The following is a 13,064-nucleotide window of genomic DNA, read 5'->3' as shown; positions in this document are numbered from 1 at the left end:
CCACCATGACAACCGAAGTCGAACAGACACCCACCGAGAGCGACGCGTCGCCGACACCCGATGCGGCGACGAAGCCCGCCCCGTCGACGTCGTCGTCCCGAACGCGCCTCGTCGCGATCGTCGTCGCCGTCCTGGCGACCGTGGCCGCCGTCGCCCTGGGTGTGCAGTGGCACTCGGCGTCCTCGGCCCTCGCTGCCGAGCGCGGCGCGGCCCTCGACCGGACCACCGCCGAGAACACGGCGCGTGCGTACACGGAGCGGTCGCTGACCTACGACCACACCGACATCGACAGTTTCTTCGCCGGGGTCGAAGACGGTACGACCGATGCTCTGAAGGAACGGTTCGCCGGGGTTCGCGACGTGTTGACGCAGATCATGACGGAGTCTCAGGTCGTGGCGTCGGGAACGGTCGACGCCGCGACGGTGACCGCACAGGACGGTGACTCGTACACGGTGTCGGTGTTCGCGACCCAGCAGACCCAGAACCTGCAGCAACCCGAACCCGGATCGGTGCCCACCCTGCTCACCGTCACGGTCGAGCACACCGGCGATCAGTGGCTGGTCGCGGACTACGGAGCGGACCTGGGCGGTCAGTAGGGTCAGGCGGGCCGTCGGCCCGCGACGAACTGCGCCGCGCCGTGCACGCGGTGGACGATATCGACGAAGCCGTGCCGTTCCAGCACGGTGGTGAACGCATCGCGTTCGAACATCTCGAGTCCCACGGTGCCCGCGGCCACCGCTCCGAGTGCACTCACGGGACTCGGCCCCCGCCGGACAGTCGCCATGAGCGCGAGCCGTCCGCCCGGCCGCAGCACCCGGATCATCTCGTCGAGCACCCGGAACGGTTCCGGAACCAGATACAGCGCCGCGTAGCAGCACACGGCGTCGATCGAGCCGTCGTCGAACGGCAGCGACCGCGCGTCACCGAGCAGGTACGCGATGTGGTCGGTGTCCCTGGTGTCGGCGGATGCTCGCGCGATCATGGGATCGGATGCGTCTGCGCCGATCACCAAGGCGTCGTCGACGCCCGAGCGCCGCAGGACGTCGGCGATCGACCGGGTGAAGTTGCCGGGTCCGCACGCCAGGTCGAGCACGACCGACACCTCGCCGGACGTCAGCCCCAGGTCCTTCACCGCGTAGTCCAGTTCCTTCTCGACGGTCGGCCCTGCGGGTCCGCCCATCCAGACCCGGAACAGTGGCCGCCACGCGCGCTCGTAGATCGTCGCCAGCGGTGAGAAGTTCATCAGTCGTCCCGCTGCCGACGTCGGCGTGTCCGGTGTCGTGCGGACGCCCCGCACGTCCAGGACTCCGGGCAGGGGTGTGGACGCGTCGACACCTTCCCGGAGGAGGGTTCGGGTGCGCACTACGGCGGTGGTGTCGACCATCACTCCACGCTAGTCGCGTGAGAGGGGACCCACGATGCGCAGACTGCCCGAACCCGCGCGGCAGTGCCGGATCCGACTCGACCGGCCCGGCGCCCGGTCCACGAACACCGCTCCGTCCGGCCGACGCTAGTGTGACCACAGCGATCCGACCGGGTCGGCTCACGCACGGGGAGGACGAGGACGAGATGGCTTCAGCACAGGTACCCACGATCGCCGGAATCGCTTTGGCAGCAACAGGAGCCGCGCACTTCGTGGCTCCCGACGCCTTCAGGGCGATCACCGAGCCGATCTTCCCGAAGGACACCCGGACGTGGACCTACCGCAACGGTGCGTCCGAACTCGCCATCGGTACGGCCATCGCTGTGCCGGCGACCCGCAAGGTCGGACTCGTCGCTCTGGCGGGGTACCTGGGTTTCCTCGGATACCGCGCGGTCCTTGCGCGCTGACGGTCGGTAGCGCCTGCATCGGGAGCGGTCCAAATCGGACAGTGGTTTACGAGTCAACGATGCACGGGTAGACATGTGTACATGTCTTCCGCAACCGCTTATGCCGCAACCGCCCCCGATGCACCGCTCGAGAAGACCACGATCGAGCGCCGTGAACTCGGACCGAACGACATCCTGATCGACGTCAAATTCGCCGGCATCTGCCACTCCGACATCCACACCGCCCGTAACGAGTGGGGTGGCACCACGTACCCCGTCGTCCCCGGACACGAGATCGCCGGCATCGTCGCCGAGGTCGGCACCGACGTCACGACCCGCAAGGTGGGCGACCGCGTCGGCGTCGGCTGCTTCGTCGACTCCTGTGGCACCTGTGAGGCCTGCAAGGACGGCGACGAGCAGTACTGCACCAAGGGCGTCGTCCAGACGTACAACTCGAAGACCTACGAGGGCGAGTTCACCAACGGTGGCTACTCCACGCAGATCGTCGTCACCGAGAACTTCGTCCTGGGCATCCCCGAAGGTGTCGAGCTCGACGTCGCGGCGCCGCTGTTGTGCGCCGGCATCACGCTGTACTCGCCGCTCAAGCACTGGGGCGCCGGTCCCGACAAGAAGGTCGCCATCATCGGCATGGGCGGACTGGGCCACGTCGGCGTCAAGATCGCTCACGCGATGGGCGCGCACGTCACCGTGCTCAGCCAGACGCTGAGCAAGGAAGAAGACGGCAAGCGCCTCGGCGCCGACGAGTACTACGCCACCAAGGACACCACCGCGCTGAAGGACCTGCGTGGAAAGTTCGACCTCATCCTCAACACCGTGTCCGCGAACCTGCCGATGGGCGACTACCTCGGCCTGCTCGCCCGCAACGGCACGCTCGTCGAGCTGGGTGTTCCCGAGAAGCCCCTCGAGGTCCCGGCCTTCAACCTGCTGGCCAACCGTCGTTCGTTCGCCGGATCGATGGTCGGCGGCATCGCCGAGACCCAGGAGATGCTCGACTTCTGCGCCGAGAACCACATCGGTGCCGAGATCGAGGTCATCGCGGCCGACAAGATCAACGAGGCCTACGACCGCGTCGTCAAGTCGGACGTGCGCTACCGCTTCGTGATCGACGCCTCGACGTTCTGATCGTTCAGTCGATCCCCGGCGGCGTCTCGAGTTCCTCGAGGCGCCGCTTTTCGTGGTCGACGTCGAAGTTCGGCGGCGGCCACGTCAGGTCCAGCGACTCGAGTGCCCCGGTCAACAGTTCGGTGACCGCGAGGCGGCTGTACCACTTGTGATCCGACGGCACGACGTACCAGGGCGCCCACTCGGTGTCCGTCCGATCGAGCATGGCCTGGTAGGCCTCCTGATAGGACAGCCACTGCTCGCGTGCCTCGATGTCGCTCGGGTCGTACTTCCAGTACTTGTCCGGACGCCGTAACCGACGTGCCAGCCGCCGGCCCTGCTCGGCGTAGGACAGAGCCATCGCCACCTTGATCACCCGGGTGCCGCTGTCGACGACCCGTCGCTCGAACTCGTTGATCTCGTCGTAGCGCGTGCGCCACACACTCGGGGGCACCAGGTTCTTCACCCGGACGATCAGCACGTCCTCGTAGTGCGAGCGATCGAAGACGCCGATCTGGCCCGGACGGGGAAGCTTCTTCTCCACGCGCCACAGGAAGGGGTGCTCGAGTTCTTCCTTGGTGGGTGACCCGAAGGTCGCATGATCGACACCCTGAGGCTCCACCATGCCCAGCACGTTGCGCACCATGCCGCCCTTGCCCGAGGTGTCCATCCCCTGCAGGACCAGCAGCACTGATTCCGTGCGCCCACTCTTGCCGCCGGCGTACAGGCGCTCCTGCAGTTCGGAGAGGACGTCGCCGCGCGCGGACATCAACGACTTCCCGGCCGACTTGTCACCGTCGAAACCCGGCGTCGACGCCGCGTCCACATCGGCCCAGGACGTGGACGCGGCGGCGAGACTGCTCGGGAGATACGAGGTGAAACCGGGGGAGGGTGGGCGGCTCATGGCGCGAGCCTAGGCCGACTGTTGCAACTCTTCTCGCAGTTGCGCCAACGTGCGGGCGAGGAGTCGGGACACGTGCATCTGCGAGATGCCCATCTTCTGCGCGATCTGCGTCTGCGTCATGTTGCCGAAGAACCGCAGCAGCAACACGTTCCGCTCACGTTCGGGCAGCTTCTCGAGAAGGGGGCGCAGTGCCTCGTGATTCTCGACGTTCTCCATTTCCTTGTCGTAGTCACCGAGAGTGTCCGCCAGGGACAGCCCCTCGGAATCGCTCCCGCTGGAAGCGCTGTCGACCGACAGGGTCTGGTAGGCGTTGCCCGCGGTGAGTCCCATGGCGACCTCTTCGCGGTCGAGATCGAGGTACTCGGCGAGCTCCGACACCGTCGGAGAACGACCCTGGGTCTGCGACAGATCGGCGATCGCACGCGAGAGCTGCAGATGCAGTTCCTTCATGCGGCGGGGTACGCGGACGGCCCAGCCGGCATCGCGGAAGTGGCGTCGCACCTCGCCCATGATGGTGGGCACGGCGAAGGAGACGAAGTCCGATCCGCGCTCGACGTCGAAGCGGTCTACTGCGTTGACCAACCCGACACGGGCCACCTGTACGAGATCGTCGTGGGCTTCGCCGCGGCCGTCGAAACGACGGGCGATGTGCTCGGCCAAGGGAAGGCAGCGCGTCACCAACTCGTCGCGCAACGTGCGCCGCAGCGGGTCGCCCTCCTCCAACGTGAGGATGCGCGTGAAGCGCTCGGCGACATCGGCGTACTCGTCGGCCGAGCGCCGTGGACGGGTCTTGCGTTCGGGAGGGGTCACTCGTCCCAACCACGCTTGCTCTTGGTGAACTCGATGGTCGTGGAGACGACTCCGTCCGCGTCCTCGGACTGGGAGGTGGACACCGAATCGGTCAGAGCGTTGAGGACGTGCCAGCCGAAGCCGGCCGCATCCAGGTCCGCGCCCGACTCGGTCGTCGTGGTCACCGAGACATGCATCGCGTCGTCGGTGGTGAGGAAGGTGCACAGCAGGCGCGCGCCCGGCGTCGCCCGCACGATGAGTCGGCTGCACGACTCGTCGATGGCCAGGCGGATGTCCGCGATGCTGTCGAGATCGAAGTCGTCCTGTGCCGCGAGGGTGGCTGCGACGGCACGCGTCACCGACAGTTGCGCGGCGTCGGCGTGCACACCGAGCTCTATGGTGGCGTCATCCCCTGCAGCGTTCGGTTCCGTCGTGATGGCCCGTGTCATGGAGTCTCCCACTTCTTTCTCGTAGATCGGGGCGAACCCCGGGCGTATCGGACAAATGTGTATACCCACTGTTCCAGGCGGTGAAACTGCATGTTCAGGGTGGTGCGGTGCCGAGGTCGGAGCGGTGGATCCGCGCGAAGTGGTTGGCATCGCCGCCCGGGTGGCGTAGGTTCATAGGAGGTTGAGTCAGCAGCCGACGCACGAAGCACCGTCGATGGTAGCCAGCACTCCCGTTTCTCTCACCTCGTATGTGACAGAGCCACTTTTCACTTTCGGAGCACCATTGCTCTGCTTCTCCAGCTCGATCGGCATTTGGAGAATCATGACTGTTTCTACGTTCAATGCAGCGACCACCACCACTTTCGGCGACGACGTCGTCATGCTCGGCGGGATCATCTCCGTCGAGAGGACCGACACCGGCGTCACCTACCGCGTCACGGGCAGCGTGGACCTGTCCAACGCGTCCACCTTCTCCGAGGTCGTCACCCGCGGCGAGGAAGACGGACAAACCGTCGTCCTCGACCTGTCGGGAGTCGACTTCTTCGGCACCGCAGCGCTTTCCGTGGTCGCGGCGCTCGACGCCGAGCACGGTGAGAACCTCACGCTCGTCGTCGGCGACGCCGTCACCCGCGTCATGGGCGCAGCTCGCTGGCAGCCCACCGCACGCGTCACCCGATAAACTCGGGGGGTTCTGTTTCACGCAGGATCGCCTTCCCACCTGCCCCTGTCGCCGTTCGCCGGTGACAGGGGCAGTGTCATGTCCGGACCAGGTCTCTGCCCGTCCGACCCTCGACCGGCCTCCGGCCTGCCCGTAGGCTCTGCTGGCATGGAACCCGTTGCGGCACTGCGCGAGGTCGCATTCTGGCTCGAACGCTCGCGGGCCGAAACTCGTCGCGTGAAGGCGTACCGCACGGCCGCCGACGTCCTGGCAGCGCTGGACCCCGACCGGCTGGCCGAACTCGCCCGCACGGACGGGTGGACGACGTTGCGGGGTATCGGACCCAAGACGTCGGCCGTCGCCGCCGCGGCGGCAGCGGGCGAGGTGCCCGAGTATCTCGTCGGACTGCGCGCCGCCGCCCAGCCGATCGGCCCCGAGGGCTCCGAGTTGACCGAGCTGTTGCGCGGCGATCTGCACACCCACTCGAACTGGTCCGACGGCGGCAGTCCGCTCGAGGAGATGGCGTACACGGCACGGGCGCTCGGACGCGAATACTGGGTACTGACAGACCATTCGCCGCGTCTCACCGTCGCGAACGGGCTGACTGCCGAACGGCTCCGAGCACAGTTGGCAGTGCTGGAGAACCTTCGCCTCGAGATGGCGGCGGACGACGACGATCACGAGATGCGCATCCTGTCCGGCATCGAGGTCGACATCCTGGACGACGGCAGCCTGGACCAGGATCCGGAACTGCTCGACGAACTCGACATCGTCGTGGCCAGCATCCACTCGCATCTGCGCGCCGACAGCGCCACCATGACCGCGCGCATGGTCGCGGCGGTGTCCCATCCGTCCGTCGACGTCCTCGGTCATTGCACCGGCAGGCTCGTCGAGGGCGGGCGGGGGACGCGTCCGGAGTCGACCTTCGATGCCCGCGCGGTGTTCGAGGCGTGCCGGGACCACGGAACGGCAGTGGAGATCAATTCCCGACCCGAACGACAGGACCCGCCCGAACGCCTGATGGAGCTGGCGCTGGAACTGGGGTGTCTGTTCTCCATCGACACCGACGCCCACGCTCCGGGGCAACTGGACTGGCTGGGCTACGGCAGTGCGCGCGCGGCGGCGGTGGGCATTCCCGCGGACCGCATCATCACGACGTGGCCGGTGGAACGACTTCTGGAGTGGACGGCATCGGGCACCCGGGACGAAAAGGTCGCAAAGAACAGGCAGAGTGCGCGAGAGATGTAACAATCACGGGCGGGCGATCCCGAGGAAAATGTCGGAACGGTCGGTTTACGAGCACGGGGGGACGCGGTGACGGCAGGCCGGACCCCTGACGACCGAATCCGTGACGACCCGACCTCGGACGCCCCCGTGACACGCGAGACGATCACGGCCGTGATCGCGGCGGTGTCCGCGTCGTCGGCCGACGGAGTCGTGATCTCCGACCGCTGCGGCGCCATCGACCACATCAATGCCGTTGCACGCAAGCTCCTCGGCTTTCCGGCGACGGGAACACCCGATGCGAGCAACCCCGATACAGCCGTGGGATTCACCGCCCTGTCGACGATCCTCGACGAGTTGGGCACGCGGGACGACACGCGTCCTCTCGGCGAGGTCGCCCCGGCGTGGACCGGTCGAGTCCACCTCGGAGACCGGCAGAGCGGGCGGACCGTGACAGTCCGGGCATGGGACCTCGGTGCTGGCGACGGCTCCGATCTGGTGGTGATGAGCCTCGTCGACGGGGTGGAGCGTGACGAACGGGAGCACGAACTCGTCGATGCCCTCACCGCGGTGCGTCTGCGCGCACGCGAACAGCGGATCATCGCGGGTCTGAACCGTGCGGCGTTGACGGGGAAGTTCGACGACCTCGCGGCCGCGGCCGCCGCGTCGATCCCGGATCTGTTCGGCGTCCCGCATGCCCTGATCCTCCGGGACCACGGCGGGGGGACGCTCGTCGTCACGGCGTCGACCGTCCCGGTGGACGAACCCAGCCGCACGTTGTCCGCCGGCACGGACAGCCTGGCCGGATACGCCTTCGACCGTCAGGACGTCGTGGTGTGCGGCGACGTCCGCGACGAGGTCAGATTCGACGTCTCGGTCCTGGAGAAGTACGGCATGCGCAGCGGGATGGCTGCGCCCATCCGAGGTGCCGACGGACTCTGGGGCGTCATCGTCGTCTACAGCGAACACCCCCACACCCCGACCAGCGATGCACTGTCCTGCCTGGTCACCGTCGCCGACGTGCTGGCGTCCGCGGTCCGTCGGTCCGACCTCGAACGGGAGCTGCGGTACCGGAGCCTGCACGATCCGTTGACCCAGCTCGCCAATCGCACGCTGGCGTACCAGCGCATCGACGAGGCGCTGGACAGCTCACGTGCCGACGGCAGTCTCACCGCGGTGGTCCTGGTGGACCTGCACGACTTCCGCACGATCAACGACAGCTTCGGACACGGCGCCGGCGATGCGGTGCTCGCCGCGGTCGCACCGATGTTGACCCGCACGGTGCGACCCGGTGACACCGTCGCCAGGTTCGGTGGCGACGAGTTCCTGCTGGTGTGTCCGGGTCTGCGCAGTTCGTTCGACGCGATCGGCATCGCGCAGAGCGTCCTCGCGATGTTCCGCCGGCCACTGACCATCGGCAACCGCATGACGACGGTGACGGCGTGCATGGGAATTGCGGTCGGATCCGGCGAACAGCCGGCCGCCGAGATGGTCCGACAGGCCGATGTCGCGATGGGCGGAGCGAAGAAGGACGGGCCCGGCAGTTACGAGCTGTACGACAAGGTTCAGGGCGGTGAGGCGTTGCGACGGCTGACCATCGCCACCGAGCTGCGAACGGCCATCGAGCACGACGAGCTGTCGGTGGCGTACCAACCGGTGTTCGACATCCGGTCGGGCCGGATGACCGGCGTCGAGGCACTGGCCCGCTGGACCACGTCGAGTCTGGGTGAGGTCGGTCCCGCCGAATTCGTTCCCGCGGCGGAACGAGCCGGCCTGATCGGACCGATGGGTGCGTGGGTGTTGCGACGGGCGTGTGCGGAGGCGGCGCAGTGGCAGTCCGGTGACCCCGTCGAGCTCCGAGTGAACGTGAGCCCGTTACAGTTGCGGCACAAGGCTTTCGCGTCGACATTGAGTCGGACGTTGGAGCAGACCGGCTTGGCGCCGTCATTGCTCGGGATCGAGATCACGGAGACCCTGTGGCTCGAGGACACGGCCGCCGTCACCGACAACCTGAACGAACTGCACGCCATGGGCATCAAGATTCTGCTCGACGACTTCGGTGTCGGCCACAGTTCGCTGGACTATCTGATGCGCTTCCCCCTGCTGGACAGCATCAAGATCGACCGGTCCTTCGTCGCTGATCTACCGCTCGCCCAGTCCGAGGCCGTGATCGGTGCGGTCGTGTCCGTCGCCGATGCCTTCGATCTGGACGTCGTGGGAGAAGGGGTCGAGACCACCGCGCAACTCGAGAGCCTCATCCGGTGCGGATGCGGGTACGCCCAGGGCTACCTGTTGGCCCGCCCGCTACCGCCCGCCGAGGTGAGCGCGTTGGTGGCGTCCGGGCGTGGGATGGATGTCCACTCCGGACCGGGTAGCTGATCGACGCTTCGAGACGTACATGTTCTCGTCGGCCACGGACCACGACGCCTCGATGCTCCCGGCCTCGGTGAGTGTGGACCAGCCCACCGACATGGGCACGTGGGCCCGCGCAGCGGACGACGACAGGTCGTCGAGCATGATCTCCACGTCGGACGAGGGACGGTCGAAGACGAGGATGCCGAACTCGTCGCCCCCGAGACGTGCGACGACGTCGGCATCGTGCGCCCACTCGCGGAGCAGATCGGCGGCGCGCCGGATCACGCGATCGCCCGCGGCGTGACCGTGCAGGTCGTTGACCTGCTTCATGCCGTCGAGATCGACGACGATCACGGCCCCCGGGTCCGCGAACGTCTTCCAGCGCACACCCTCCGGTTCGAGCACGCGGTTCCAACCGCGGCGATTCACCAGACCGGTGAGCGGATCGGTCTCGGCGTCGTGTCGCGCGAGTTCGGCGGACCGCTCGGCGTTCGCGCGAGCATGGTCGGTCTCGTAGACGGTGGTGAGTAGACCGGACAGGAGTTCGAGCAGTGCCGGCATCGCGGCGGGAAGGTCCTCGGAATGCGGACGGGATCCGTATCCGCACATCGTCCCGAACAGGCTTCCGTCGGCGCGGCGGATGGGCACCCCGATGTAGGACCGCACCGGGTCGTGGCCCGGTACCCCGATCGGAGGAAGACCCGACTGTTCGATGTCTGCGACGACCGAAGGTATCTCGCCGTCGATCATCTTCCGACACAGCGACGGCCCCCACCCGACGACGAGGCCGGTGTCGATTCCCAGGGCGTTGTCGTTGGCTCGCAGATAGATCTGGTTGTCGTCGACGACACGGGTCACGGCCCATGCCGTGGCCGGAACGACGCTGTCCAGATAGGTGACGACGGCCGCGCTCGCAGCATCGAACGTCGCGAGAGCGGACAGCGCGGTCGGTGCGGGGATCGTTTCGGTCACGGTCAGTCCTGTGGCGGGTGTTTCTCGACCGCGGCGCCCCGGTGTTGCCGCGTGCCCGGTGATTCCGGACCGGTGGTTTCCTGCCCGCCGAGTCTATCCCCAGCGCAGGAGGTCCTCCGCCGATTCCGCGGCTGAACCGTCGTGCACTTACCCTCGATGTCATGGCACCGACGTATGCAACCGCCGACAGGGTCGATCTGGACACTCTGCACCGCTTCGTCGCGGAACGACATCACGCGACACTGGTCACCATCAAGAAGTCGGGAGGGCTCCAGATCTCCCCCGTCACGTGTGGCCTCGACGCGCAGGGGCGCATCGTCGTCTCGACGTACCCGCACCGGGCCAAGACGGTCAATATCCGGCGGTCGTCAGCGGTGACGCTGTGCATCCACTCCGACGACTGGAACGGCCCCTACGTGCAGATCGACGGGACCGCCGAGGTCATCGACCTGCCCGACTCGGTGGAACCACTGGTCGACTACTACCGTGCGATCGCCGGTGAGCACCCCGACTGGGACGAGTACCGCGAGGCCATGGTGCGTCAGGGCAAGTCCATCATCAGGGTGTCCATCGACACGTGGGGTCCCATCGCCACCGGCGGCTTTCCGCCGCCGGTCGACGAGACCCCCGAGCAGGAGACCGACGCGTAGTCAGCTCTTCGCGGACACCACCGCGTCGACGACGGCCGCGCAGAAGGCCGGCAGATCGTCGGGATTGCGGCTGGACACCAGATTGCCGTCGACGACCACTTCCTCGTCGACGACCGTCGCGCCGGCGTTCTTCAGGTCCGTCCGCACGCTCGGGTAGGACGTCAACGTCCGACCACGGACGACGTCCGCCTCGACCAGGGTCCACGGGCCGTGGCAGATCACGCCGACCGGCTTGCCCGATGTGACGAAGGTGCGGACGAACGACACCGCATCCGTGTCGAGTCGCAACCGGTCCGGATTGGTGGTTCCGCCGGGCAGCACCAGCGCATCGAAGTCGTCCACGGACGCCTCGGAGACCAGTCCGTCGACGGCGAACGTGTCGGCGGCCTCGGTGTCGTTCTCGTATGCCTGGACCTCTCCATGCGTCAGCGACAGCAGGACGGTGGCGGCTCCCGCGTTCTCGAGTGCTTCCCGCGGTGCCGTCAGCTCGACCTGCTCGACGCCGTCCGTCGCGAGAAACGCGACGGTCAGTCCCGCGGCCGGGGTGAAATCGGTCGCCTGTGTGTCGGTCATGGAACAACCTTCCTCGTCGGCGGCAGTCGCCGAATGCGACACCGCCGACCGTGACCTACCCGGCCGCCGACGGTAGGAAACGGATCGCGTCTCGTCGGGTTGGGATGCGCCGGACGCGGGTATGTGGCAGGCGACCGGGTGCTCACCGAGCCCGGGTCGGCACCGCTGAGTGCACCGAGAGGTGGCGCCGGAGAGGGGAACACCATGAGTACACCGACCGCGAATTCTGCTCCCGGGATCATCGAGGACGCAGTCGATGCACCCGTGGCCACGTGCCTCTTCGAGCACACCACCGCCGGTATCGCACTGATGGTGGCGCTGTGCGCGGGGATGGCCGCCTTCGTCTCGGCCGCCGTGAACTCCGTCGCCCTGGGCGCGCTGGTCGGATTCCTGATGATCGGCCTCGCCGGCATGGCCGTCGTGCTGATACCGGTCGATCGCCGGTAATCTTTCTGTTCTCGAGAACTGCACCCAAGAGGAGGGATGATTGATGCCCGATTTCACGAGCCCCGAGCTTCCCGTCGAGGACGCAGTGGAGCAGGACCGCGACGTCGTTCCCGGAGACGACTCACCGACCCCGGCCTCCGCGGGCTCCTACGACGCGTCGGACGCCGACGTGCTCGAGCAGAACCGCGACGTCCCCCTCGACGACGAGTACGACCGCTGACCGACTACTGCTCGTCCACCGCTGCTTTGTCCACTGGTTTGTCATCTACCAGGGGATGGTCGACGGAGTTGAACCGCGCGGGTGATCCACCGGCCTCCGCGACGCCGTGGATGCCGCCCCAGACCATCATCGTCAGGTAGTCGATGAGGTCCTCGGCGGACATCGAGCGGTTCGAGATCCACCAGTGCGTGGCCAACTGCACGCCGCCGACGATGCCGTACGACCACGGGAGCGAGCCGCCGGAGTCCATCTGCATGCGGCGCAGGCGCTCGCCCAGAACGGTCGCGAGGAGTTCCGCGATCATGCGCTCGGACTCGGCCACGACGTCGCGGTTGGGTCCCGAGCTGTTCGACATCGCGTACAGGTAGACCTCGGGGTCCTCCGCCACGGTCTCGACGTAGGCGGCGACCACCCTGCGTGTCAGGTTGAACTCGTCGAGCTCGACGCTGATGGCCTCGTAGATGCGCGGGGCCAACGTGGTCTCCACGTAGCGCTCGAGCGTCGCGTTGGCGAGGTCGTTCTTGTCGTTGAAGTAGCGGTAGAGGACCGTCTTCGAGATGCCGATCTCGGTGGCGATCTCGTCCATACCGATATTGCGTCCGCGCAGTCGGATCGCGGCGAGCGTCCCGTCGACCAGTTCTTCACGGCGCGCGATCTTGTGCTCGCGCCAGCGCCGCTTGCGGCCGTCGGGCTTGTCGGTCCGGGACTCGGACTGTTTCTTCGGTCCGGACTTCGCGGCGGGGGAGGGTGTGGTGGGTTCGGAGGCGTCACCCGGTTCGGCGCTGTCCCCGTCCGTCTTGCTCGCTGCCGATCTGCTCGCCACGCGCGTGTTCTCCGTCCCGATGTCCGAGTGCGTTCGTGGCGCACTCGTGTGCCGCGACGCACGTCACGC

General features: G+C 67.2%; 16 protein-coding genes. 9 read left to right on the top strand and 7 right to left on the bottom strand.

Translation table 11 applies throughout. The features are described 5' to 3' along the window. Nucleotides 1-5: 5 nt before the first annotated feature. Nucleotides 6-596, top strand: coding sequence for a hypothetical protein (locus RU01_RS12775; RefSeq protein WP_052493268.1), 591 nt, complete (start codon nt 6-8; stop codon nt 594-596). 2 nt (nt 597-598) lie between these two features. Here the strand turns inward: RU01_RS12775 and RU01_RS12770 are convergent, their stop codons facing one another. Continuing rightward, nucleotides 599-1,384: a class I SAM-dependent methyltransferase gene (locus RU01_RS12770; RefSeq protein ID WP_052493267.1), complete on the bottom strand. Its 786-nt coding sequence runs from the start codon at nt 1,382-1,384 to the stop codon at nt 599-601. Between the two features lie 185 nt (nt 1,385-1,569). Between RU01_RS12770 and RU01_RS12765 the strand changes: the two genes are divergently transcribed. Together RU01_RS12765 and RU01_RS12760 are read left to right on the top strand one after the other, a co-directional pair. Further along, on the top strand, nt 1,570-1,830 hold the full coding sequence (locus RU01_RS12765; RefSeq protein ID WP_042574998.1) for a membrane protein: 261 nt from the start codon (nt 1,570-1,572) through the stop codon (nt 1,828-1,830). Nucleotides 1,831-1,911: 81 nt separating this feature from the next. Next, the gene (locus RU01_RS12760) at nt 1,912-2,952 is read left to right on the top strand and encodes an NAD(P)-dependent alcohol dehydrogenase (RefSeq protein WP_042574997.1); all 1,041 of its coding nucleotides are present in this window, start codon (nt 1,912-1,914) and stop codon (nt 2,950-2,952) included. Nucleotides 2,953-2,956: 4 nt separating this feature from the next. On the opposite strand, the gene RU01_RS12755 is transcribed toward RU01_RS12760, so the two are convergent. From RU01_RS12755 to RU01_RS12745, 3 genes are read right to left on the bottom strand one after another with little or no spacing between them, the layout of a single operon-like run. Next, nucleotides 2,957-3,835 (bottom strand): PPK2 family polyphosphate kinase, encoded by an 879-nt coding sequence (locus RU01_RS12755; protein WP_042574940.1) that lies wholly within the window; start codon nt 3,833-3,835, stop codon nt 2,957-2,959. Nucleotides 3,836-3,844: 9 nt separating this feature from the next. Further along, nucleotides 3,845-4,645 carry a SigB/SigF/SigG family RNA polymerase sigma factor gene (locus RU01_RS12750; RefSeq protein WP_042574939.1) on the bottom strand — a complete coding sequence of 267 codons (801 nt, stop codon included), beginning with the start codon at nt 4,643-4,645 and terminating at the stop codon, nt 3,845-3,847. After that, nucleotides 4,642-5,073, bottom strand: coding sequence for an ATP-binding protein (locus RU01_RS12745; RefSeq protein WP_042574996.1), 432 nt, complete (start codon nt 5,071-5,073; stop codon nt 4,642-4,644). The genes RU01_RS12750 and RU01_RS12745 overlap by 4 nt, the downstream gene beginning before the upstream one ends. 322 nt (nt 5,074-5,395) lie before the next feature. Here RU01_RS12745 and RU01_RS12740 point away from each other — a divergent pair, with 322 nt between their 5' ends. The 3 genes from RU01_RS12740 to RU01_RS12730 all read left to right on the top strand — a co-directional run bounded on the left by RU01_RS12740 (nt 5,396) and on the right by RU01_RS12730 (nt 9,334). Next, nucleotides 5,396-5,752 (top strand): STAS domain-containing protein, encoded by a 357-nt coding sequence (locus RU01_RS12740; RefSeq protein WP_042574938.1) that lies wholly within the window; start codon nt 5,396-5,398, stop codon nt 5,750-5,752. A 147-nt stretch (nt 5,753-5,899) separates the two neighbouring features. Further along, nucleotides 5,900-6,979: a PHP domain-containing protein gene (locus tag RU01_RS12735; RefSeq protein WP_042574937.1), complete on the top strand. Its 1,080-nt coding sequence runs from the start codon at nt 5,900-5,902 to the stop codon at nt 6,977-6,979. Between the two features lie 126 nt (nt 6,980-7,105). Continuing rightward, nucleotides 7,106-9,334, top strand: coding sequence for a putative bifunctional diguanylate cyclase/phosphodiesterase (locus tag RU01_RS12730; RefSeq protein WP_156148904.1), 2,229 nt, complete (start codon nt 7,106-7,108; stop codon nt 9,332-9,334). On the opposite strand, the gene RU01_RS12725 is transcribed toward RU01_RS12730, so the two are convergent. Beyond that, nucleotides 9,260-10,282, bottom strand: coding sequence for a sensor domain-containing diguanylate cyclase (locus RU01_RS12725; protein ID WP_052493265.1), 1,023 nt, complete (start codon nt 10,280-10,282; stop codon nt 9,260-9,262). The genes RU01_RS12730 and RU01_RS12725 overlap by 75 nt on opposite strands. Before the next feature lie 161 nt (nt 10,283-10,443). Between RU01_RS12725 and RU01_RS12720 the strand changes: the two genes are divergently transcribed. Further along, a complete protein-coding gene (locus tag RU01_RS12720; protein WP_042574936.1) occupies nt 10,444-10,932 on the top strand; it encodes a PPOX class F420-dependent oxidoreductase in 489 nt (162 codons plus the stop codon). Here RU01_RS12720 and RU01_RS12715 read toward each other — a convergent pair whose 3' ends face one another. Beyond that, the gene (locus tag RU01_RS12715; RefSeq protein WP_042574935.1) at nt 10,933-11,505 is read right to left on the bottom strand and encodes a type 1 glutamine amidotransferase domain-containing protein; all 573 of its coding nucleotides are present in this window, start codon (nt 11,503-11,505) and stop codon (nt 10,933-10,935) included. A 204-nt stretch (nt 11,506-11,709) separates the two neighbouring features. On the opposite strand from RU01_RS12715, the gene RU01_RS12710 reads away from it, so the two are divergent. Further along, nucleotides 11,710-11,952 (top strand): hypothetical protein, encoded by a 243-nt coding sequence (locus RU01_RS12710; RefSeq protein WP_156148903.1) that lies wholly within the window; start codon nt 11,710-11,712, stop codon nt 11,950-11,952. Between the two features lie 43 nt (nt 11,953-11,995). Then, nucleotides 11,996-12,172, top strand: a complete 177-nt coding sequence (locus RU01_RS22865; RefSeq protein ID WP_156148902.1) for a hypothetical protein — start codon at nt 11,996-11,998, stop codon at nt 12,170-12,172. A 4-nt stretch (nt 12,173-12,176) separates the two neighbouring features. Here the strand turns inward: RU01_RS22865 and RU01_RS12705 are convergent, their stop codons facing one another. Next, the gene (locus tag RU01_RS12705; RefSeq protein WP_082043086.1) at nt 12,177-12,995 is read right to left on the bottom strand and encodes a TetR/AcrR family transcriptional regulator; all 819 of its coding nucleotides are present in this window, start codon (nt 12,993-12,995) and stop codon (nt 12,177-12,179) included. Nucleotides 12,996-13,064 lie beyond the last annotated feature (69 nt).

It is taken from the genome of Rhodococcus sp. MEB064, assembly GCF_000834565.1.
GTDB lineage: Bacteria > Actinomycetota > Actinomycetes > Mycobacteriales > Mycobacteriaceae > Rhodococcoides.
This window is presented reverse-complemented; position numbering and strand designations above follow the sequence as displayed.

What these genes read in the sequence shown, in the direction of transcription:
- RU01_RS12760 (WP_042574997.1), top strand. Translation starts at nt 1,912, where the DNA reads ATGTCTTCCGCAACCGCTTATGCCGCAACCGCCCCCGATGCACCGCTC.
- RU01_RS12715 (WP_042574935.1), bottom strand. Translation starts at nt 11,505, where the DNA reads ATGACCGACACACAGGCGACCGATTTCACCCCGGCCGCGGGACTGACC.
- RU01_RS12755 (WP_042574940.1), bottom strand. Translation starts at nt 3,835, where the DNA reads ATGAGCCGCCCACCCTCCCCCGGTTTCACCTCGTATCTCCCGAGCAGT.
- RU01_RS12770 (WP_052493267.1), bottom strand. Translation starts at nt 1,384, where the DNA reads ATGGTCGACACCACCGCCGTAGTGCGCACCCGAACCCTCCTCCGGGAA.
- RU01_RS12710 (WP_156148903.1), top strand. Translation starts at nt 11,710, where the DNA reads ATGAGTACACCGACCGCGAATTCTGCTCCCGGGATCATCGAGGACGCA.
- RU01_RS12765 (WP_042574998.1), top strand. Translation starts at nt 1,570, where the DNA reads ATGGCTTCAGCACAGGTACCCACGATCGCCGGAATCGCTTTGGCAGCA.
- RU01_RS22865 (WP_156148902.1), top strand. Translation starts at nt 11,996, where the DNA reads ATGCCCGATTTCACGAGCCCCGAGCTTCCCGTCGAGGACGCAGTGGAG.
- RU01_RS12775 (WP_052493268.1), top strand. Translation starts at nt 6, where the DNA reads ATGACAACCGAAGTCGAACAGACACCCACCGAGAGCGACGCGTCGCCG.
- RU01_RS12720 (WP_042574936.1), top strand. Translation starts at nt 10,444, where the DNA reads ATGGCACCGACGTATGCAACCGCCGACAGGGTCGATCTGGACACTCTG.
- RU01_RS12745 (WP_042574996.1), bottom strand. Translation starts at nt 5,073, where the DNA reads ATGACACGGGCCATCACGACGGAACCGAACGCTGCAGGGGATGACGCC.
- RU01_RS12740 (WP_042574938.1), top strand. Translation starts at nt 5,396, where the DNA reads ATGACTGTTTCTACGTTCAATGCAGCGACCACCACCACTTTCGGCGAC.
- RU01_RS12735 (WP_042574937.1), top strand. Translation starts at nt 5,900, where the DNA reads ATGGAACCCGTTGCGGCACTGCGCGAGGTCGCATTCTGGCTCGAACGC.